Origin of the sequence: Nocardia amamiensis NBRC 102102 (assembly GCF_001612745.1) — a bacterium.
Taxonomy (GTDB): domain Bacteria; phylum Actinomycetota; class Actinomycetes; order Mycobacteriales; family Mycobacteriaceae; genus Nocardia; species Nocardia amamiensis.
Map to the genome: position 1 here is coordinate 1 of NZ_BDBA01000081.1, position 20018 is coordinate 20018.

A 20018-nucleotide genomic window follows, 5' to 3' on the forward strand; every position below is an offset into this window, starting at 1 on the left:
TGCGCGCGAACGCGTGGCGCGCCTACGAGAGCGCGACCAGCTATTGCGAGTGGCCGTGTTGGAGCGAGACGGTCGTCAGATCCTTGACCGTGTACGATATCGAGACGCCCGTGAGCTGGAGCTCAATAACCAAGAGCTTGTTCGAATCAAAGAAGAGCGCGCGATCCTTCGCGCAGGGAATGAGTTGAGCCCATTGCAACAGCAGGCGCTCGAATTTGATCGGCGTCAGGGCGAGGAAGAACTCGCTCAAATTGCTGAAGAGCGAGCGCGCGAAAGGGACATTCGTGACCCGGTCGCTCGATTGCTACAGGCAAGGGGGCTACACTCACTCGCGATCATGTATGAGAATCGGATGCGAGCATTACGCGAACGTTTGGCACGTGAACGCGCTGCGCGAGAACGAAATAGAGGGCGAGAGCCGGGCTTTGGTCGTGATCTTTGGTGAGAAGTCGTGGGGCAATCTATACTCGTGGTATTGCGCGGACAGTAGCTCGTTTGGGAGAACTGAACGCCCGCATGGAACCGGTGGCGAAAGGATATCTCGGTGGCCGATGAAACCAGTGGCCCGATAAACTCGCTCAAAGGGATCATTCCCGGAGCGGGAATCGACGACGCGCTGCCGGACGTCGAGTGGTTTCCGGAACCGTCCACCATCCCACTGATCATCGATACCGATATCGGCGGCGAACCCGACGATGCAATCGCACTGATTGTCGCCGCCGGGCTCCCCAGCCTCTCACTCGTGATCACCAGCGACGAGCAAGGTGGTCGGCGGGCACGGTTGGCTCGATGCCTGCTGGACCTGATCGGCCGCTCCGATGTTCCAGTCGCCGCGGGAACGCAGCTGGGTAATGAAACAAACTGGGCTGCCGAGGAATTAGTGCCCAATTACATTCCCGCCCAGTCTACTGAGGTCCTGGCGGCCGTTCGCCGCGTGTTCGACGAGCACGATGGTCAGATCAGCTGGGTCGGCCTTGGGCCAATGTCGAACCTGGCCGCGGTCCTTGACGACAACCCTGCATTTGGCGAGCGGCTTGTCATCACCCAGCAGGAGGCCGCGGTGAGGTTCTCCCCTGACGGCGGGCAGCGAAACTTCGCGCTAGATGTGGAGGCGGTACGAAAAGTTCTCGCGGCAGGAGCCGCGCCGTGGATCGTTCCGGCAGAGGTAACTTTTCAGCTGGCGAACTCCGTTTCTACAGAGTCGCTGGAGTTCGACATCCTCAAGCGCGGCCACGACCCAGCTCGTGAGATGATTCGCGATCACTTGGACCAGTGGTTCGACAACTTCGCCTCGTTCGCTACGCTGCATGCAGTGCCAACCCTCGCACTGGGGATCGGAATGCCTTACCTAGCTTCGGTATCGGCCACCGTTGGCCTGGACGAAACCGGTCGCGTCATCCCTGGTGACAATTCCGTTCACCTTGTTCGAACCGCCGACTATAGCCGGCTGCGCGCATGGCTCGTCCGTCGCTTGGAGTTGGTTCAATCCAACCTCGACGTCCACCCCGCCGCCGATCACAACGACCCGCTCGGCTACTGAGCCGAACCCGCGACAGAAGAGATCAACCATTGGCACTATACGCGGAGATTCGAAAGCTAGAAGAGAATGAACAACAGGTCCGCTACGCCTACACCGATGTGTCCGGTATTGAGCAGACCTTTCGTCTCGACAAGCTTGCCGAGACGATACGCCTCGAGACTGGCGCCGACGACATGCTCTTCCGCGCAGTTGCGGGCAAGGTTGCTTCTGCTTGGCTGAAGGGCAAGGAGGCGCCTGATCACCTAATTGTGCAGGCGTAAGCATTCGCTCAATGAATGATTGAGCGGGAAAAGAAGTCCGGCGTCACCAGCAAATGCATGTTGTAGCCCGCCCGGCCGCGTCGGTGGTCAATCAGCGGCCGGGGCCAGCCTTCCAACGTCACGTAGGTCGTGCCCGGACGAACTGCTGTGCGTGTGGAGGCATGAGCTCGACGGGTATCAGATACAACCCGCCGCCGCGGAACCTCCACTCCACGACGTCGCCGCGGAGTCTGAAGCGCCGGACATTGCGGTAGAGGTGGCGCGAATCCCCGGCGGGCGTGCGGAGGGCGAAACCCGCACCGCCGTACTCGACATGCATGAGTGCCCCCGGAAAGGCGTAGGTGGCAATCCGTTTTCGGGTCCAGTTCCACCCCCGGAACGAGCCGATCACCATACAGAACGAGATGAAGCCGAGCAGAAACACGATGCCGCCCACCGCATTGTCACCGAACCCCTCGGAGCCCTCGCGGATGACATTCACGACTATCTGCAGGCTGAACAGCCCCGCGACCACACCGAGGAACAGCAGAAACCGAATCGGATCGAAGCTGGTGAAGAAGGCGGCACGATTGAGACGTCCCGCGGTCTGCGCATCGGCGGCATAGTCGAAGACGAGCCGCTGTTCGCCGGGCACCGGGGTGGACTCGTCGTGCCGCGCGTTCGACGGCGGGTACTGGCCACCGTCTTGCAGCGACGCCGGATTCGGCTGCGGCGGCTGCGGATGGGGCTGCTGCGCCTGCCATGGTGGTGCCTCGGGATGCGGTTGCTGTGCCTGTGGCTCTGGCCGCAACCCATACGAATACGGTTGTGGTGCTGGTGGATACAATTCCTGATGCGGTGGATGGCCGCCGTACGGACCCGGCATCGAGTTCGGATACGGCTGGCCAGCCGGATGCATATTCACGTCGTTCGAGTTCCTTCCCTGCCGTGGCAGGCTAACCCGAGGCTGCCGGATTCTTGTAAGGAAGAGGTCAGGGCCTAAGTCCTAGCCACGATCATTCGCCGGGCAAGCGGCCATGGCCGCCGCGCCCGGACATCACCACCGCGATGACAGCGAGGGGTGACGATTGCTGGCCCGCTGCGGAAACGAATCTTGCGGCCAGGTCCGATGTTTCGGAGTGGTTGTGGCATGGTGTTACCAGCCATATCGACTCGATACCTCCCCTGCATCGGATCCGGCGTTGGCTGACTGGCCCCACGCTTTCGGAATCGTGCGGCCAGGCCTGCCCTGCTCGTGACCCAGTGGGGAACGACCCGCGTTGCCTCGCGGGCGCTAGACGCGCGCCGCACGCCTGCCCAAGAACTCTCGCACTTCTGGTATTGCGGCGTGGGCGCGAACAGTGTTGGCGATTGCGTCGATTCGCTGGCGCAGCCGGGTGGAGGCAAGGCTGCTGATCGTGTCGAAGTTGTCGGTGAGCACTGAGCACGCTTGGGCGATGTCACCGGCACTGACAAGGTTTTCGGCAAGGTTGAGCTGCCAACCTGCACGCTCTCTGGGCCAAGCCGACGAGCTGTCGATGGCAGCTTGAAAGTGGGTGGTCGCCGCATCATGATCGCCCAGCCACCTCTGGGCTCTGCCGGTGATACCGACTAGTTCAGCCTCCGGCAAGAACACCCAATCCTGATCGTGCCCGCGAGTAGAATCGTAGGCGCGATATGCCCGGCTTGTCGCTGCCGCCGTCGACGCCTTGTCACCGCGCAATGCATGCGCCTCGGCTTCACGGATCGCCATCAATGCGCGCAATCTCGGGCCACCCTCACGAAGCGATGCCCGCGAGGCGGCCTGCGCATACTGCACCGCCAGGGTATCGCCCGCCATATCCTCCCCGGAGCGGTCGATCATGAGGCAGCTCGCATTGACCAGCGCATGAGCCGCCGCGAGCCCATCACCTGCCGCGTTGGCAGCGTGCGCCGCGTCCGCATAATATCGACGAGCCTCGTCGAGGCAACCTGCGTCGTAGTGGACCCAGCCCGCCGCCGTCATCATCTCGGCACCTGCACTCGTGAGCGCTTGTCCGACCGTCTCGGTGTAGTCGGCGTGGCTGAGAAGCTGCTCGATGTAGCGCACTTGGTTAGCAGCGATCCGGCACAATCGGTCGCCACCGACGATCAGATCCAGCTCGTGAATCCGGTTCACGCTGTCGCTGATGGCGGCCACATCGCTCGCGCCGACTTTCACGCTGGACGACGTTCCAGCTTGGGCAGAGGCCGTTGCCGACATCATGGCGGCCCCCGCACTCCCTAGCGCCCCAGTTCTGAAGAAGTTGCGACGGTCCACATCTGCCTCCTGGTCCGACTCCACCACCAGTATGGCGAGCGGAACATGAAGTGCACGCGCTACGAGCCGAAGAACGCGCACATCGTGCGAGGCCGGACCGCCGCGCTCCAAGCCGGAGACGGCGGGCTGGGAGAAGTTGATCAGCGCACCCAGCTCCGTCTGAGTCATGCCGAGGGATTTCCTGATCCGCCGGATCACTTCGCCGGTCGTAATGGACATGTGCAACGCCCCCGATAGATGGTTGATTTTCCCCTGCGCATCCGCCTCGAGAACAGCGGCATCCGCAGGATATACGCCTCATCCGATAGCCGGAACGGAAACCGAAATCTGCTCTCCCACCTGGCGGTTTCCGGACCTTAGCGTTCGGAGGAAGGTGCCCGGTGCCGGGCCGACGCCGCACCCGTCAGCGGCGCATTGGCCCGCCAGAGTGACGGGCCGGTGGCGACAGCCCCCGGCACCGGGTACCGCCGACCAATGGTGCTCGAAACGGAGAGGCGTCAATTCCATGAATTCCCTTGCCATGTATCAGCTCGTCGCATTGAACGACGCCGCCGCCCATCAAGCTCCAATCCTCCCGTTCACTATCGGTCAAGCCCATGAGGTGATGCGGGTTCACGTCGGCTGCCGCGCGAAACACTGCGCCCGCAAAGCGGCGGCACGCCAGGTGCTGATCGACAACGGGCGGATGGTGCCGGACACCAGCAAGCCGCAGTGAAACCGGGTGATCCACCCGAACCACCGGACCCACGCCGAATCCGCCACATCCGTATCGAATCCGGCGCACTGCGACTGGACTACCGGGCCAGCGCCGAACAAGCCGAAAGCGTTGCCGGACACCTTGCCCGGCGCTTCCCGGAACTCATCGTGACCGTCGATGACGAACTGCACGACGATCTTCCGCCTTTGCCCTGCGCACAGCTCTGGGATTGACCTGCTTCAGCATTCGCCCGCGAAATTCGAATGGATACAAGACAAATGCCGCCTCCCGATTCGAACCGTGACCCTGCGCCACCCCCGTCGTTTCGCCATCACGAGCCAGCCACGAGGCGACCCGCCGACCCCGCACTCGCCCGCTGTCTGCACTACCGGCGTATCTGCGGACTACCGTGCTTCGTGGACGGCGAGACCCGGCGAATCACCCTGCGCACAGGTGCTGTCGCAGCAGTAACGGTCCCCGAATGGCTCGGCGAAATGGTCCACGCTGACCTCTCCCGGCAGCACCTCCTTGGACCCGTCATCGCACACGGCTCCGGCCGCTGGACGATCCTCGCCCGCCCCGACGACACCGGCGCACTCGCCGCCGACGGCGACATCTTCACCGCACTACTACGCGCTGCCGCGACCATCGTCCCCAACGGCGGCGAAGTGGTCCTGCCCTCCCACGGCGACGAACGAAGTGGATACCGGCGATGGGTAGTCGCGCCGCGCGACACGTTCCGCCCGCACATCAGCACCGTCGTGCACTCGATCATCACAGCTTCCGGGCGACCCGGAAGCTGACCGCCACAGCGTAATTCGCGATCGCAATGCCACCACATTGATCGAACCCAAACGATAAATCGCCTGTTCACAGCTGCGGGTAAGTTGTCCACGTACTCGACCGCGATAGGGACCCGAATCCGATGGAACCGAACTCCGCGTCGGTGCGTCCTAGAATTCAGGGACGACTCTGACGACCCGCGATCGGGAGGCTTCGGTGGGACGACGAACGACGGCGGCGGTTGCGGCGCTTGCCTCGGTGGCAGTGGTCGCTGCGGGGTGCGGTCCTGACACGGACGGCTCGGACCCGCCGAGCTCGATCACCGATACGTCGGCTGCCACCGCAGCGTTGTGGGATCCGTGTACGCAGATCCCGGCTCAGGTTGTGCAGAAGATCGGTCTGACACCCTCCTCGAAAAGGTCAGGCATCGCTGGGGTTGAGGAACCAGGGTGGAAGGTTTGCTCGTGGAACAATGAGGACTTCAGTGTTGGGGTCTTTTCCACGATCAACAAGGTTGACGACTTCAAAAAGAAGGCCGACAACATCGGCTTCAAGGATGTCACGATTGCTGGACGCCAAGGCGTCGAGCATCGGATGGCATCCGACAGATTCGATGAGACGTGCAGCTTGCTGTTCACCGCGAAGCACGAAACGCTACAGATCTTGATCCGCAATCAGACGTCATCGAGCAGTGCGACAGCGCCGTGCACCCGGGCCGAACAAGTAGCCGTGAGCCTTGTTCCAATCTTTCCGAGTTGATCAGGGGATTTGGCAGATGTCGATGGACCACGAGATCAAGCTATGGCGCCATCTCGCCGATGAAGCGAAGGCGGGGCGACTGTACCTCGACCCTGCGGTTGCCAAGGGGTGCCGCGATGCGTGCAGCAATCAGATCAGGCTTTACGAAACCGTCCGGGACGACTTGCGCTATGTTTCGAATGTCTCAGGCTTCGGCGACTTCGACTGCGCAGACGAACTGGCAAAGATGCTGGGCGGTAAGGCAATCGGCGGCGAAGGTGACGTAGACTCCGCACTGAGGGAGCACATCGAGGTGCTGACCCTGATGCGTGACACCATCCAGGTCTCCGTGGATCGAATCGCCGCCCAGGACGACGCCAACGCACAGAACACCAGCACTCTGTTGAACTGATCGGGGGATGATCGTGGGTCTACCGTTCATGGTCGCGATCGGCGCCGCACTGCATGAAATGTCCAAATCCGGCCCGCCCGAGAGCGGTTCGCGCGACGAGAGTCCCGATGCTGCCATCGCACGTAACCGCATCGCCGAGATCATGCGCGGCGGTACCGATCTGCATACCCAGTCGCCGAAGGTCCCGGAGAGCGCCTACAAGGACCCAGACGGCATTGACGATCTGTATCAACGGGTGCAGGCGATGTCCGTTACCGATGTCGTCGGACTGCATAAACGGTGGGAGTCCATTCGTGACCGGCTGGAGCAGGGTTTGCAGGGTTTCGGCCCGGAGATCGGCAAGGCCATGGCAGGAAATTGGGAAGGTGCGGCGGCGAAAGGCGCGGCCGACGGGGTCAAGGAGTACGTGGACAAGTCCGGCGGGCTGATCGGTTCGGTGCAGATCATCGCCGAGAAGGTGAAGATCATCCGGTCGGGCATCGAGGTCACGCGCCCCGCCGTGCAGGAGACGCCGAATCACACGTGGACCAGCAACATAGCGAGCTGGGTGCCCGGCCCGACGTGGAAGTTGAACCAGCATCGTGCCGATGCCGCACACGACGCTTCGGTGAACGTCGTCAGGAATGTCTTCTATCCCGCGGTCCGGGAGGCCGATAGCGGTGTTCCGCTGGTGCCCAAGCCGTACAACCCCGTGCACCAGTCCGGCGATCAACCGGTCATACCGAACAACGGCTGGCAACCTCGATCGCCCGGTCCCGGCGACAAATCCACCACCGCGCAACCGACACAGCCACCGGGTGCGGAGGATGCACCGGCGAACACCGTCCCAACAGGCACGAACCCGCTTGCCCAGCAACAGGACACCGCCGACCAGACGACCCCGGCAAGCACCGACCCATCGACCCGACCGGCGAGCGCTACCCCCGGCACCGATCCGTCACCGGCGCGCCCCGGTTCACCGAGTCCCGGCTCTCCGGGCACCCCGAGTCCGGGCATACCTGGCTTGGGCACCCCGGCACCCGGCCGCAGCGTCAACGGCGTCCCGGCTGCTCCGGGCACGGCCCCCGCCGCCGCAGCGGCCCGTTCCGCCGCGGGACGCCCCGGTATGGCCGGGATGCCGGGCATGATGCCGCCCGGCGCGCGAGGCAAGGGCGATGACGACAAGGAACACCAGACCAAGGACTACTTGGTGAACCAGCGCAACGGCGAGGAGCTGACCGGTCTCGGCGAAGAGAACAGGGCCAAGACGGTTCCGCCGGTGATCGGCGGATGAGCTCACGAAGCGTCGACGCCGTGTTGCCACGCGCGGCGCGACGGCTGTGCTCATCGGACGAACCGGCATCATGAGCCGACAGGAGTGGTCTTTCACGGCACTTGGCTTCACCGTGCTGTGGCGGGCTGCGGAGCGCGACGTGCTTCCGTACCCGCTGCAGTACCGGTCCACCGCGGAAACGGTCGCCGACTACGAAACCGAGTGGAAATCCGAAGCCACCGAACTGCATAGGCGCTGGGACGAGTCCCTGTACGGTGCGCTGCGCGTACTGGCCGAGCCCGAGGCACGCATCGAGATCGCGGGATTCCAGGGACCAGAAAAGCTGCGCATCCACGCCGCCGTGCATTACCGGCACGCCGTGCTGCTGGTGCAGGAGCCGACCTCGTCGCCGGATCGCGGTGGGGCCGTGCGCATGTCATTGATCAGTGCGGCGGAGGTGAGCCGTCGCGTCGTCGACCTGCTCCCGGACGCCCCGCGTGGCGGCGGCCCCGGCGTCGAAGTCTCCCGGAACGACCTCGACGCCGAGGACGATGGCCCGTACCGGATCGGGGCGCCGCCCCCGCCCCGCGCTCGAGCCGAACAATTCTTCGAACGCCCCCGCACCACCATCGCCCACGTCGCGGTATACCCGGGTCCCTCGTGGGACAATCGCCCAGCACCCGCCCGGGGCTTCCACATCATGGACTACCGCGACGGCCGGTACCTCGTCCGCAGCGGAGCCACCATCAGAGCCGTCCCCGCCGGCAACACCGACATACGGACTCAACTCGAGCGGATCGTTCAGGTCACGGTCGAAGGGTTTCGCGAGGAGAGCGATCCAAGTTACACCTGAACCGGACCTTCCTCGGCTGCCGAGCGGAATGGGTGGACAACCAGCCGAACCTGCCGTCGACGCCGAGCGTGCGGCCGCCGCAGGCGGTGAAAAGCGGAGTTATGCTGCTCTCGGTCCGGGTGGGCGATCGAGAAAGGGGCCGTGGGTGTTGAGGCAGCATGAGTCGTTCGCCGACTACCTGGTCGAGGGCGTACTCGGGCAAGGCGGCATGGGGACCGTCTATCTGGCGCGCCACCCGCGTCTGCCGCGACTGGTCGCGCTCAAACTGCTCAACCGCGCGGTGTCCGAGGACGAGGAATTGCGGCGACGCTTCGAGCAGGAAGCCAATGTCGTTGCGCGCCTGGATCATCCTGGCATTGTCGGTATCTATGATCGTGGCACACACGACGGGCACCTGTGGATCTCCATGCAGTACATTCGCGGCACCGACGCTGCCCGGCTCGACTCCCGCACGGCACCTCACCATGTCTTGCAGATCGTCTCCGATACCGCGAAAGCGCTCGACTACGCCCACAGCCGAGGTGTGCTGCATCGCGACATCAAGCCAGCGAACATCTTGATCGCCGAGCCTGAAGCCGGCCGCGAAACCCGAGCCCTACTCACGGATTTCGGTATCGCCCGACTGCTGGACGCGGATACCAAACTGACCGCCACCGGAACATTCACCGCCACACTCGCGTACGCGTCACCGGAGCAGCTCTCCGGCGAGCCGGTCGATCACCGAGCCGACCAATATTCCCTCGGCTGCACCCTTTTCACACTCCTGGCAGGGCAACCACCGTACCCCGCGACCAATCCCGGCCAGATAGTTGCCGGGCACCTCGGCAAGCCGGTCCCACGGCTCAGCGATACCCGCCCGGAGTTGCCACCACAACTCGACGACGTGATCGCACGCGCCATGGCCAAGCACCGGAACGAACGATTCGCCACCTGCGGCGAATTCGCGGCAGCCGCCACCGCGGCCCTGCGCGGCGAAGTTGCGCGATCCGCTCCCTCCGCGACCGTCGTGAACCAGCGTCACGGCCACCCGGCTACAGCGGTCGACCCGTGGCCTCGTTCCGCCCCGACCATCCTGAATCAGGCTCCGGACCCGGTCCGGCGCTCCGCTTCCGAACCCGCTCCGTGGCCGAACGCGCCAGTCGGCGATCCGCCACAGCCGTCCGGCGTCATCGCCAGAACCGCCGCCGTCGTCGCGTTCGCTTTCGGCCTGCTCGCGGCCTTGCTCGCCCTCGCAGGGCTTGTCGAGCTGGCAACCCGGCGGGGCGGGGGCCACGTCCGGACGCCGCGTGAAGTCGTCGTCGACTATCTCGCCCCGATGACGATCTGTTCCGCGATGTCGCTGCTGCTGCTCGGCGGGTCCATAGCGCTTTTCGCACGCAGACGCTTCGGCCGTATCGCGGTAGCCCTGGGCACCGGGATCATCACACTGCTCGCCTTGATCGCCGTCGGAGTGAGCCTCGGTGGCAACAGCGGCGGAGATGCGGTGTTCTTCGGCACAATCCTGATATTCGCCTGCACGGGACTGACGTGCGCCGTATCCCCCTCGACCAGCCGATGGCTCGCACATAGACGTTCCAGGACCTGACCACCGGGCACGGGCACTTCTCGCCCTCCAGCCGAGCAGCGGCAACCTTCCCCGCAACTGCACGGAAGACCATGTTTCGACGCCGGTCTCGGGGCGGATCGTCTCGGCAACCTCGTCCAGACGAAGGGGCTGGCCAACGTGACGCGGCCTGCGCATACCGCAGGGCCAGGGCACTGCCTGCCATATCCTCCTCGGAACGGTCGATCCATGGGGCAACTCGCGTTGACCAGCGCGTGAGCCGCCGCTAGCCCACCACCCGCCGCGTTGGCGGCGTGCGCCGCATCCGAGTAACTGACGACTCCGCCGCTGATCACCACATGGTCCAGATGGCAACGCCGCGAATGTCGGTCCCCCTTGCTAACTTTCGTTCCGTTCTGATCTGACGAATAAGGCGAGGCGCACATGACAATCGGGGGTACCACCTATCTCGAACTGTCCGAGGACAGCGGGTCCGCGCACAAGTTCTATGAGGTAGTCGTCGCGGGCACGCAGGTGAGTGTCCGTTTCGGCCGCATCGGGGAGCAGGGGCAGACGAAGGTCAGTTCCTTTGCCACCGAGGAGAAGGCGCAGGCGGCCGCGGCGAAGAAGATCGGCGAGAAGGTGCGCAAGGGGTATGCACCCGCGGTGATGGGTGCGCGCGCCAGGCGTGCGGTGACCAGGCGGGCTATCAGCAGCCAGCGCTCGACCGCGAAGTCCGCGCCGGTGCTGTGGAGTTTCGACTCCGGCGCCGCCGCCTTCGGCATCTTCGTCGACGAGCGCCGCTGCTGGGTGGGCAACGAGAACGGGGACGTGTACACCCTGACTCCGGAGGGCGTGGTCACCGGCCGCTACCGCCTGCCGGACGCGGTGAAATGCATTGTGGCCGACGACTTCTGGATCTACGCCGGATGCGACGACGGCCGCGTCTACGACCTGTCGGGCAAGGTGCCGCGGGCCGCCTACGATATCGCGGCCGACGTCGACATCTACTGGCTGGATATTCACGACGGCATCCTCGGTGTCTCCGACCGGCAAGGCGGCATCACGGTGATCGACTACGAAGAGGAGTCGCTGTGGAGCCGGCGCAGCACCGGCGACTCGGGGTGGATGGTGCGCATCGACCCGAACGGGGTCTATCACGGGCATTCCGCCGGTGTCACCAAATACGACCTGGACAGCGGAAATACCCTGTGGCAGGTCGGCACCGGCGGCGAGGTGCTGTTCGGCTGGCAGGAATCCGACGCCGTCTATGCCGGTACGGACAGGCGGCAGGTCCGCATGGTGGCCAAGAGCGGCCGCGCCGAGCAGACCTACCAGTGCGATGCCGCGGTCTTCTCCTGCGCCACCTCACCTGACGGACGCTACGTCTTCGCCGGTGACAACTACTCCTCGGTGTATTGCTTCGACGCCGCCGGGAACCGGCTGTGGAAATTAGCCACCGGCTGCGGGTCGGCGTATTCCATGCAGTATCACGGCGACAAGCTGTATCTGGTGACCACTACCGGCACGCTGGCCTGTCTCGATGTCAGCGAAGCCGCCATCCGCGACGCCGAGCAGGGTGTGCTGCCCGAAACGGTGTCGGTGAAGGCTCCGGAGATCTCTGCCGTGGTGCCGAGCAGCACCGTCGAGGTGACCTCCGACGCCGGAACCGGTGTCATCGTGGAATGCGTCGACCAGGGCGGTGCCCTGCGCGTCCGCGTCGTCTCGCCGGGATATCGGAACGGATGGAATGTCCAGTTCCCCAAGGATATTCGACGCGCTGGCGCTCGATACGTGGTCGATGGCGTGGCGGAGTCCGCGCGCGGCGGCTTCTATCGGGTACGCGGAGATATCCGGCAGCTGAGCTGATCCGGTTCGGCTCGATCCCCAGCTGACCGACGTCTCGGCGACGCCTGCAAATGAGACCCACCATGCGCAGAGTTGCCGTGACTGCGGCGGTGTCGGCATCGGCGCCGGTCCGTAATTCGCACCGCCAGCGGCCGCCGCGGCCGTGGCGGACTCTCATACCGAGACTGCCGAACAATGCGCAGGCAGCCGTCCGAGCCGTTATCGACGCCGGGACGTGCGCCCGTAGGCGTTCGTGGGATCTGAGGCGACGAACTGCGCCCATGTCTGTCCGTCATGGGCGTGATCGGGGCAGGTGTTCTCCCCAGCCCGGAATGCGCGGCCGACGCGTCCGGGCACCGGGATGCGGACAACCCGCCGAGGACGCTGGCGAGCGGCCCGCCAGATCTCCGTCAACCTCGCCAACGTCAGCACTTCCGGACCCCCGAAGTCAGGAGCACGACCCACCGGACCACCCTTGACCAACTCGGCAACCCGCCGCGCGACGTCGGCCGCAGCGACCGGCTGGAAGCGAAAGTCCAACGGCAAAGGCGCAACCGGCCATCCCTCGACGGTCTGCAACGCGGAGGCGATCAACTCGTGGAACTGCGTTGCGCGCAGAATCGTATGCGGCACGCCGCTGTCGATGATCTTCTGCTCGCAGGCCAGCTTGTTGCGGTAATACCTGAACGGGATGCGATCGATCCCCACGATCGACACGTAGAGCAACTGCTCGACACCCTGCGCGGCGCGAAGCAGGTTCTCGGTTTGCACGATGTCGGGTCCACCCCACCGACGGAAGTCCGAGGCGGCGTGCACGATCATGTCGGTTCCCGCGACAGCCTCCGAGACGCCCGCCCCTGTCTGCAGGTCCCCGACATGTGTGCCCGCCCCAGGGCGTCGCGACAGTACCCGGACGTCATGGTGCTGTTCCCGCAACCGATCGACCACCAGCTTGCCCAATGCCCCAGTTCCGCCCGTGACGAGAATGCGACTGCCCATCGTTGCTCCTCCACATTGTCAGCATCGGGTGGCACCCTATACGGCATGGTTAAAACCACCGTGTATTTGACCGACGAACTAGAGATCCGGCTCGACGCGGAAGCCGCCGCCACCGGCGTGAGCAAGGCGGAACTCATTCGCCGAGGCATTGCCATGCTTTTGGATGCTTCCGACAGACCGAAAAACAACGCACCGCTGCCCGTCTTCCACAGTGGCCGATCGCGCACCGTGGAGGAAATGGACAACGAGATCTACCGTCATATCAAGCAGCGGTCGGCGCGGCGATGATCATCGTCGCCGACACCTCCGCGTTGTTCGCGGCATTCGACGCCGACCAAGTCGAACATCAACAGGCTGTCGTGGTGATGGAAAACGAGCCCCTGGTGATATCACCGCTTGTGCTCACTGAGCTGGATCACCTCGTTTACCGCGATCTCGGGTTCCCCGCCGCGATGCAAGTTACCGACGCGCTCATGGCCCGCATGATGGACGGACGTTATAGTCTTGCTGAGTTGAAACACGTCGACCTGGTTGCGGCGCAAGAGATCCGCGCCAAATACGAAGGACTTCATCTCGATCTTGCGGATGCCGTCGGCGTGGTCCTGGCAGATCGGTATCGAACCGACACCATATTCACGCTGGACCAACCCGGCTACCGGGCCATCGCGCCCCTCACGCACGGCATCGAGCACTTCAGGATTCTGCCAGCCGACCTGTGATCGCCAGCCGTGCGCGGCTACCGAGCCATGTCGCCGCCACGCCGCTGCGCAAGCAACCCTTCCATGCCTTCCCCTAGGCGCTCAGGCCGTGACAACGCCCGCGATCGGCACTCCTCGCACTCCGATCTACCGATTCGTGGACGGGAGGTGACGCCCGGTGGGAAGGTGGATATACCGCAGGTGTCGGCAAAGGAGCGAGACGCATGGTGGACAAGACCAACGGAGCGCCCGCAGGCAACGGCGTGGTGACGGCGGAGGGCCCCGAGCAGATCCGCAACGTGGTCCTGGTCGGGCCCAGCGGATCGGGAAAGACCACGCTGGTGGAGGCCATGGCGCTCACCGCGCGGGCGGTGAATCGCGCCGGACGGGTCGAGGACGGCACGTCGCTGTCGGACTACGACGAGATCGAGCATCGCCAGCACCGCTCGGTGCAGCTGTCGGTGGTGCCGGTGACGTGGGGCGGAGTGAAGATCAACCTGCTGGACACGCCGGGGTACGCGGACTTCGTCGGCGAGCTGCGGGCGGGACTGCGCGCGGCCGACGCGGCGCTGTTCGTCATCTCCGCGGCCGAGGGGGCGGAAGGGCTCGCGGGGACGACCAGGGCGCTGTGGGAGGAGTGCGCCGCCGTCGGGATGCCGCGCGCGATCGTGATCACGCACCTGGATACAGCACGCGACGAGTACGACGTGATGGCCGACACATGCCAAACCGTGCTGGGCGCCGGATCGACGGAAAGCATTCTGCCGCTGCACCTTCCGGTGTACGGCCCGAAGAACCCGGACGGGCACCGGCCGGTTACCGGCATGGTGGAGCTGCTGCCGCACTGCATAGGTGACTATTCCTCCGGAACGGAGGTGCAGGGCGACCCATCCCCCGACCAGGTACCCGAGCTGGAGGAGGCGCGCAACCGCCTCATCGAGGGCATCATCGCCGAGAGCGAAGACGAAAGCCTGATGGACCGCTACCTGGAGGGCGAGGAGATCAGTCTGGCCACTCTGGTCGCCGACTTGGAGCGGGCGGTCGCGCGCGGAAGTTTCCATCCGGTGCTCTTCGCGGCACCCGCGCCCGAAGGCGCCAAGCAGGGCCTGGGCACCGTCGAGCTCCTCGAGCTGGTCACCGGCGGGTTTCCGACGCCGGTCGAGCACGCCATCACCGCCAGCAACGGCGCCGGACCGCATCCGCTCCGCTGCGACCCGGACGGCGAGCTGGCCGCCGAGGTCATCCGCACCGCGTCCGACCCGTACGTCGGACGGGTCTCCTTGGTCCGCGTCTTCTCCGGCACCTTGCACCCCGACGACACGGTGCACGTCAGCGGCCATGGTCTCGAGGACCGCGGTCACGAGAGTCACGAGGTGGACGAGCGCGTCGGCGCGATCTCCGCCCCCTTCGGCAAGCAGCAGCGCCCGCTCGGGCAGGCGATCGCGGGCGACATCGCCTACGTCACCAAACTCGGCCGCGCCGAAACCGGCGACACCCTGTCCTCCACCGACAACCCGCTGCGGATCGAGCCATGGCCGATGCCCGACCCGTTGCTGCCCATCGCCATCCGCGCGCACAGCAAGGCCGACGAGGACAAACTTTCCCAGAGCCTGTCCCGCTTGGCCGCCGAGGATCCGGCTCTGCGACTCGAGCACAACGGGCAGACGCATCAGCTGGTGCTGTGGTGTCTCGGCGAAGCGCATCGCGACGTCGCCCTGGAGCGGTTGCGGACGCGGTTCGGGGTGCAGGTCGACGTGGTCGACCACGTGGTGGCGTTGCGCGAGACGTTCGCGGGAAAGGCGACCGGGCGCGGAAGGCATGTGAAGCAATCCGGCGGGCACGGGCAGTACGCCGTGTGCGAGATCGAGGTCGAACCGCTGCCCGAAGGCGCGGGGATCGAGTTCGTGGACAGAGTGGTCGGCGGAGTTGTTCCGCGCCAGTTCATTCCGTCGGTGGAGAAGGGCGTGCGCGCGCAAGCGTCGCGTGGGCTCACCGCCGGATATCCGCTCGTGGATGTTCGAGTCACCCTGTTCGACGGCAAAGCTCACTCGGTCGACTCCTCCGACGCCGCGTTCCAGACCGCGGGCGCGCTCGCCCTCCGTGAGGCAGCCGCGACCGCCGGAATCCGAGTGCTCGAGCCGCTCGCCGAAGTCTGGGTACTGGTCTCCGACGAGTACGTCGGACCGGTGCTGAGCGACCTGTCCAGTAGGCGCGGCCGCGTTCTCGGCACCGAACCGCACGGCTCCGGACGAACCCGGATTCATGCCGAAGTACCGGAACTCGAGCTCAGCCGCTACGCCATCGACTTGCGGTCGATCTCGCACGGCACCGGCGACTTCACGCGCGCCTATGTACGCCATGAACCGATGCCGAACCAGCTGGCGGCCGCCCGGCGCGGCGAGAAGGCTCGCGCTTAGATCGCGGCTCACGTTCACGTGCGGCACCGTCGACCACGAACGCCCTGCCGACTGGTATCTGCGGCCTCTGAAACGGCTCGCAGCCCCCTCCGAACAGGGCGCTCGTTTCCTTCCGTCCGGTCAGGTCTGCTGCGGCGGAACGGGTGGCGGACCGCCAGGCTGCCGCGGTGCAGCCACGCTCGGTGGAGCCGGCACCGCCGCGATTGCGGGGTCGCCACCGGCGGCGCCATCCAGGCCGGTCGGGTGGATGTAGCCCGTGAACATCCCGTACTTTTCTTCCAGCGGGGGCTTGCTGGGATCAAAGGGAATGAGCAGGCCATTGTCCAGGACGAACAGCTGGTTATTCTCCTTGTAGATCAGCGCGCTGTGTCTCTCCCACTGAAGAATATCGCCCGTATTGAACGCTTGTGGGTCGCGACTATTGATCACCGCCGGCGGATGATCCGCTGACAACTCACCCGCACTGCCCCGCAACGCGGATATCGCATCCAGAGCGACGTTCTGTGTCTGCTTCTGAAAAGGCTCCGCAACCAGCTGCGGTAGCTTCACGTTCTTATCTCCGATTTGGAGATCCACCATCGCGCCTGGCGTCGTCACCGGCGGCGGAGTGCCCGCATAGGTCGGCGCCGTCACGCCGGGAGGAGCCGACGCAGTAGTGGCATTGGCGGTGGCCGCAGGCACGGTGCGGTTTTTGTCGCGTGGCTTGTCTTCGCGCGGATCCTGGTTGTCACGGCCGACGGCATCGCCGGGCTGAGGAGATTTCATCCCATTCAGGGCAGACATCACCGAGAGGGGCCCCGCTATATCGGCCATTGGGTTACTGGGTGGGTTGACGGCAGGCTGGACCGGGGCGTTCTGTGCCGCATTTCCGGAGGGATTCTGCAGCGCCTGGCTCAGAGCACCGAAGTCCACGCCCGATCCCGTAGGACCAGCGCCCGTGTCCGTGTCCGCAATGGACTCGATACCGGTCTGAGTACCCTTGTCGTCCGTAGATCCGAAATCGAGATCGTCCAACGTGGGGTTCGACTCTGCATCCGGGAACATGTCTTGCTGGGTGGGAGTAGTCTGCGCCGGCGGAGTACCGGCGTAGGGAGGGGTGGGGGTCGTGTTCGGAGGGGTGGGGGTTGTGGCGGGCTTGTTCTCCGGTTCGGGCTTCTTCTCCGGTTCGGGCTTCTTCTCCGGCTCGGGCTTCTTCTCCGGCTCGGGCTCTATCCCGTGGTCTTTCGCATATTTCGCGGTTTCCTCCGCATAATTGACGACTTCTTTGATGCAAGTATCGACCGCGCCGCTCATCAGTTTATAGAGAGCGTATTCTTCAACCGGGTCTTGGATACCAGGTTTTCCCCAGTAATTTTCGTATTTATAGGATTCCCTCTTCTTGTCTTCCTCTTTGTCACCTTCCGTCTTCCAGGCGTCAAAACGTTTCTGTTCTATGTCGTCCGGGGCCCCTTTCAGACTGTCCGCAATCGCCTTGTTCGCATCGGCAACAGCGGTGTGCATAGCGCGGATACGATCCAAATTCGCGACCGAAACCTCGCCGACCGCTTTAAAGAGGTCCGCATCTTTTTTCTGCCAGTCGTCATTCATATACCCGATTTCTTTGACGGTATAATTGAACGCCTCGGCAGCATTGCCCTTGCCCTGGAGCGACAGGTTGGTGATCCGATCCGCATCGAGATGCCAAGCCGAACCCTTGTTGTTCTTCGGATCCGTCAAGAGTTTCGGCAGCATCGAATCTTTCGGCATCCTCGGATTTATTTTGCCCATCTGCGCCCTGAGATACTCCAGGTTCTTGTTCAACACCTTCTGCCATGCGAGCAGACCCGCCGAAGGCTTATTTCCGTCCTCCGGGATCTTGAACTCGAGCGGGACATCCTTGAGCTGCGTACCCGCCGTAGGCTGGTTTTTATCCTTGGCGGTCGGATCGGGCTTCTCTTCATGCGGTTTTCCCCAAGATGAGACGTGCCCGGGAGTTTTGGAATCGAAATAGCCATCCCACCCTTTCGGCAGCGGCCCCCGCACGGCCACCACCGTACCGTCATTGGAGACGATGACCTTGTCCGGCATCAGGGAGTCTTCGTCATTCCAATCTCCCTCACCCTCTTTCGGAAGCCCATGCCAAGCAGTTTTGGACGGAGTACGTGGACCCCCCGAATAGTTCAGCCGGAGCTCGCGCCCGTCAGCCCCGGTCCATGCCTCGTCTTGGAACTTGAGTTTGACGCCGGTCGAATCCTTGGGTGCTTCGCCGAGCGTGTTGACTACTTCATTTTTCCCGTCGGAATTGACCTTTTCGACGACGGCCTTATTGTCCCTGACCCCCAAACGGTATTTGCCGTCCTGGGAGTACACCCAATTGTCGCCACTGAGCTCATCTCCCGGCTTAAATTCGGTTTTATTGCCCACCGGCACAACCCCCGATCAGAGTGTAATAATGCGACGCCCGCGCGGGCGAGGAACGGTCACGGAATACTCTCACCAGGACACCGGCGAGCCTTACAAGTCAATCCTGCGGACCCGCGCGGCGCACGCTTGCACCGGCCTCGATATCCCCATGATCGAGTGCGGCCGAACTCGAATACGACTGGTTTTCCATACCGATTCGCATGTCTCCGACCTTGGTGTAACCGGCGCCACTGTCTTTCATGTACTTCTTGGTGCCCAGGTTGAAATGGTAGGCAGCATTGCCGAACATGTCATCGATGTCGTTTTCCCAGTCGGGGTCCCCTTCTGCCCGCTGGTACGGTGCTGCACTTGCGGCGCCGTTGTTGGCGCCCTTTGTGCGCATCTCGTCCGAATCGTGCATCAGCTTGTCGGTCATACCGGCGAACACTCTCCCTTCCAACCGTTCCCCCGATTCTCCCGCATCCCCATCCCTGGGGAATGAGACGGAGATCCTCACCGAACGGCAGGGAATCAGTACCCCGCGCCGAACGCGGCCTTCTCCTGCAACCGGTACTCGGCTTCGGTCGGCAGCGCCAACGCGTCGGCGACGACCGGCGACACACCGCGGCTCAGCAGTTCCATGCGCCGACCAACCCGAGCCTTGAGGTGAGCCAGTCGGGCGACTCGCACAATCTCGCCCGCCAGCCAGCTATCGGCGCTCTCCCACACTTCGTCACCGAGGTGCAGGCCGACGATTCTGCCACTCTGGTCGCACCCCACCCCTACCGAATAGTCGGGATTGAACACCTCGTAGATCCGGCCGGACCTACCCGAAGGAACGCTGCCGCCCCCGGTGCCTCCCCAAGTCTCCAGTGCCGTCACCGCGCCGCCTCCGGGGAGCATTCATCGACTCCGCGTCTCATTCGCCCGGCCACGGCGCCTCGGGCAGTTTCGTCTCCTGGATAGCGATCTCGTGCTGCCGCATGGCGTCGAGAGTGCTCTCCCTGATCGCGGCCATGATGTCGGCGACAAGTTCGTGACTGCTGGCGGTATGCGCGATCGTTCCGGGCGCGATGTACAGATCGGTGAGCCTGCCCATAGCGTCCACTTCCGGAATCACCCGAGAACTGGGAGAAGGGCGCCTGGCCCGGATGCGGTCGACCCGTTCCAGCATTTCATCGACGGCATGGATGGACGCGCGACCGGACTCGAGGGCCGAGAGCGTATCGGGATGCATCCTGATCGCCATAGTCACAACTCCTCCAGCAGGCTGCCGATCATCCCGCGGCACCAAGGTCGGGTCCTCCACCACTCCTGG

At 64.2% G+C, this 20018-nt stretch carries 22 protein-coding genes; 15 read left to right on the plus strand and 7 right to left on the minus strand.

Going from position 1 to position 20018, the window contains the following annotated elements:
• From NA4_RS42135 to NA4_RS16810, 3 genes are all read left to right on the plus strand, one after another.
• The coding region (locus NA4_RS42135; protein WP_218022310.1) for a hypothetical protein at window positions 1-445 on the plus strand (445 nt) is incomplete at its 5' end.
• 99 nt (window positions 446-544) lie between these two features.
• Window positions 545-1540, plus strand: coding sequence for a nucleoside hydrolase (locus NA4_RS16805; RefSeq protein WP_067470580.1), 996 nt, complete (start codon window positions 545-547; stop codon window positions 1538-1540).
• A 29-nt stretch (window positions 1541-1569) separates the two neighbouring features.
• The gene (locus NA4_RS16810) at window positions 1570-1800 is read left to right on the plus strand and encodes a hypothetical protein (protein ID WP_067470581.1); all 231 of its coding nucleotides are present in this window, start codon (window positions 1570-1572) and stop codon (window positions 1798-1800) included.
• A gap of 118 nt (window positions 1801-1918) precedes the next feature.
• On the opposite strand, the gene NA4_RS16815 is transcribed toward NA4_RS16810, so the two are convergent.
• Together NA4_RS16815 and NA4_RS16820 are read right to left on the minus strand one after the other, a co-directional pair.
• Window positions 1919-2590, minus strand: a complete 672-nt coding sequence (locus tag NA4_RS16815; protein WP_157129075.1) for a hypothetical protein — start codon at window positions 2588-2590, stop codon at window positions 1919-1921.
• 483 nt (window positions 2591-3073) lie between these two features.
• Window positions 3074-4297, minus strand: coding sequence for a helix-turn-helix domain-containing protein (locus tag NA4_RS16820; RefSeq protein WP_067470583.1), 1224 nt, complete (start codon window positions 4295-4297; stop codon window positions 3074-3076).
• Window positions 4298-4583: 286 nt separating this feature from the next.
• On the opposite strand from NA4_RS16820, the gene NA4_RS40445 reads away from it, so the two are divergent.
• From NA4_RS40445 to NA4_RS16860, 9 genes are all read left to right on the plus strand, one after another.
• Window positions 4584-4793 (plus strand): hypothetical protein, encoded by a 210-nt coding sequence (locus NA4_RS40445; protein ID WP_157129076.1) that lies wholly within the window; start codon window positions 4584-4586, stop codon window positions 4791-4793.
• Window positions 4790-5008, plus strand: coding sequence for a hypothetical protein (locus NA4_RS40450; RefSeq protein WP_157129077.1), 219 nt, complete (start codon window positions 4790-4792; stop codon window positions 5006-5008). Before NA4_RS40445 ends, NA4_RS40450 begins: the two co-directional genes overlap by 4 nt.
• Window positions 5009-5191: 183 nt before the next feature.
• The gene (locus tag NA4_RS16830) at window positions 5192-5578 is read left to right on the plus strand and encodes a hypothetical protein (protein WP_084497168.1); all 387 of its coding nucleotides are present in this window, start codon (window positions 5192-5194) and stop codon (window positions 5576-5578) included.
• A gap of 196 nt (window positions 5579-5774) precedes the next feature.
• Window positions 5775-6317 (plus strand): DUF3558 domain-containing protein, encoded by a 543-nt coding sequence (locus NA4_RS16835; RefSeq protein ID WP_169811057.1) that lies wholly within the window; start codon window positions 5775-5777, stop codon window positions 6315-6317.
• A gap of 16 nt (window positions 6318-6333) precedes the next feature.
• Window positions 6334-6708 (plus strand): hypothetical protein, encoded by a 375-nt coding sequence (locus tag NA4_RS16840; protein WP_067470586.1) that lies wholly within the window; start codon window positions 6334-6336, stop codon window positions 6706-6708.
• 7 nt (window positions 6709-6715) lie between these two features.
• Complete coding sequence (locus NA4_RS16845) at window positions 6716-7981, plus strand: hypothetical protein (RefSeq protein ID WP_067470587.1); 1266 nt, start codon at window positions 6716-6718, stop codon at window positions 7979-7981.
• 70 nt (window positions 7982-8051) lie between these two features.
• Window positions 8052-8813: an ESX secretion-associated protein EspG gene (locus tag NA4_RS16850; protein WP_157129078.1), complete on the plus strand. Its 762-nt coding sequence runs from the start codon at window positions 8052-8054 to the stop codon at window positions 8811-8813.
• 145 nt (window positions 8814-8958) lie between these two features.
• On the plus strand, window positions 8959-10398 hold the full coding sequence (locus tag NA4_RS16855) for a serine/threonine-protein kinase (RefSeq protein ID WP_067470589.1): 1440 nt from the start codon (window positions 8959-8961) through the stop codon (window positions 10396-10398).
• Window positions 10399-10800: 402 nt separating this feature from the next.
• Window positions 10801-12225 (plus strand): WGR domain-containing protein, encoded by a 1425-nt coding sequence (locus NA4_RS16860; protein ID WP_067470590.1) that lies wholly within the window; start codon window positions 10801-10803, stop codon window positions 12223-12225.
• 198 nt (window positions 12226-12423) lie between these two features.
• Here NA4_RS16860 and NA4_RS16865 read toward each other — a convergent pair whose 3' ends face one another.
• Window positions 12424-13203: an SDR family oxidoreductase gene (locus NA4_RS16865; protein ID WP_067470591.1), complete on the minus strand. Its 780-nt coding sequence runs from the start codon at window positions 13201-13203 to the stop codon at window positions 12424-12426.
• A 45-nt stretch (window positions 13204-13248) separates the two neighbouring features.
• Here NA4_RS16865 and NA4_RS16870 point away from each other — a divergent pair, with 45 nt between their 5' ends.
• The 3 genes from NA4_RS16870 (at window position 13249) to NA4_RS16880 (ending at window position 16318) form a co-directional block, all read left to right on the plus strand.
• Window positions 13249-13491, plus strand: coding sequence for a ribbon-helix-helix protein, CopG family (locus tag NA4_RS16870; RefSeq protein ID WP_084497170.1), 243 nt, complete (start codon window positions 13249-13251; stop codon window positions 13489-13491).
• Entirely contained in the window at window positions 13488-13922 is a 435-nt protein-coding gene (locus tag NA4_RS16875) for a PIN domain-containing protein (protein ID WP_067470592.1), read from the plus strand. Before NA4_RS16870 ends, NA4_RS16875 begins: the two co-directional genes overlap by 4 nt.
• A 203-nt stretch (window positions 13923-14125) precedes the next feature.
• Window positions 14126-16318: an elongation factor G-like protein EF-G2 gene (locus NA4_RS16880; protein ID WP_067470593.1), complete on the plus strand. Its 2193-nt coding sequence runs from the start codon at window positions 14126-14128 to the stop codon at window positions 16316-16318.
• A 120-nt stretch (window positions 16319-16438) separates the two neighbouring features.
• Here the strand turns inward: NA4_RS16880 and NA4_RS41945 are convergent, their stop codons facing one another.
• The 4 genes from NA4_RS41945 to NA4_RS16900 all read right to left on the minus strand — a co-directional run bounded on the left by NA4_RS41945 (window position 16439) and on the right by NA4_RS16900 (window position 19949).
• Window positions 16439-18721: a hypothetical protein gene (locus NA4_RS41945; protein WP_174552958.1), complete on the minus strand. Its 2283-nt coding sequence runs from the start codon at window positions 18719-18721 to the stop codon at window positions 16439-16441.
• 97 nt (window positions 18722-18818) lie between these two features.
• Window positions 18819-19136: a hypothetical protein gene (locus tag NA4_RS16890; protein WP_157129079.1), complete on the minus strand. Its 318-nt coding sequence runs from the start codon at window positions 19134-19136 to the stop codon at window positions 18819-18821.
• A 95-nt stretch (window positions 19137-19231) separates the two neighbouring features.
• Entirely contained in the window at window positions 19232-19582 is a 351-nt protein-coding gene (locus tag NA4_RS16895) for a hypothetical protein (protein WP_245671426.1), read from the minus strand.
• 37 nt (window positions 19583-19619) lie between these two features.
• Window positions 19620-19949 carry a hypothetical protein gene (locus NA4_RS16900; protein ID WP_157129080.1) on the minus strand — a complete coding sequence of 110 codons (330 nt, stop codon included), beginning with the start codon at window positions 19947-19949 and terminating at the stop codon, window positions 19620-19622.
• Between the last annotated feature and the right edge of the window lie 69 nt (window positions 19950-20018).

Coding starts and splice junctions, on each gene's coding strand:
- NA4_RS16820 (WP_067470583.1), bottom strand. CDS start 4,297: ATGTCCATTACGACCGGCGAAGTGATCCGGCGGATCAGGAAATCCCTC.
- NA4_RS40445 (WP_157129076.1), top strand. CDS start 4,584: ATGAATTCCCTTGCCATGTATCAGCTCGTCGCATTGAACGACGCCGCC.
- NA4_RS16840 (WP_067470586.1), top strand. CDS start 6,334: ATGTCGATGGACCACGAGATCAAGCTATGGCGCCATCTCGCCGATGAA.
- NA4_RS16845 (WP_067470587.1), top strand. CDS start 6,716: ATGATCGTGGGTCTACCGTTCATGGTCGCGATCGGCGCCGCACTGCAT.
- NA4_RS16850 (WP_157129078.1), top strand. CDS start 8,052: ATGAGCCGACAGGAGTGGTCTTTCACGGCACTTGGCTTCACCGTGCTG.
- NA4_RS16860 (WP_067470590.1), top strand. CDS start 10,801: ATGACAATCGGGGGTACCACCTATCTCGAACTGTCCGAGGACAGCGGG.
- NA4_RS16865 (WP_067470591.1), bottom strand. CDS start 13,203: ATGGGCAGTCGCATTCTCGTCACGGGCGGAACTGGGGCATTGGGCAAG.
- NA4_RS16870 (WP_084497170.1), top strand. CDS start 13,249: ATGGTTAAAACCACCGTGTATTTGACCGACGAACTAGAGATCCGGCTC.
- NA4_RS16875 (WP_067470592.1), top strand. CDS start 13,488: ATGATCATCGTCGCCGACACCTCCGCGTTGTTCGCGGCATTCGACGCC.
- NA4_RS16880 (WP_067470593.1), top strand. CDS start 14,126: ATGGTGGACAAGACCAACGGAGCGCCCGCAGGCAACGGCGTGGTGACG.
- NA4_RS16890 (WP_157129079.1), bottom strand. CDS start 19,136: ATGACCGACAAGCTGATGCACGATTCGGACGAGATGCGCACAAAGGGC.
- NA4_RS16900 (WP_157129080.1), bottom strand. CDS start 19,949: ATGGCGATCAGGATGCATCCCGATACGCTCTCGGCCCTCGAGTCCGGT.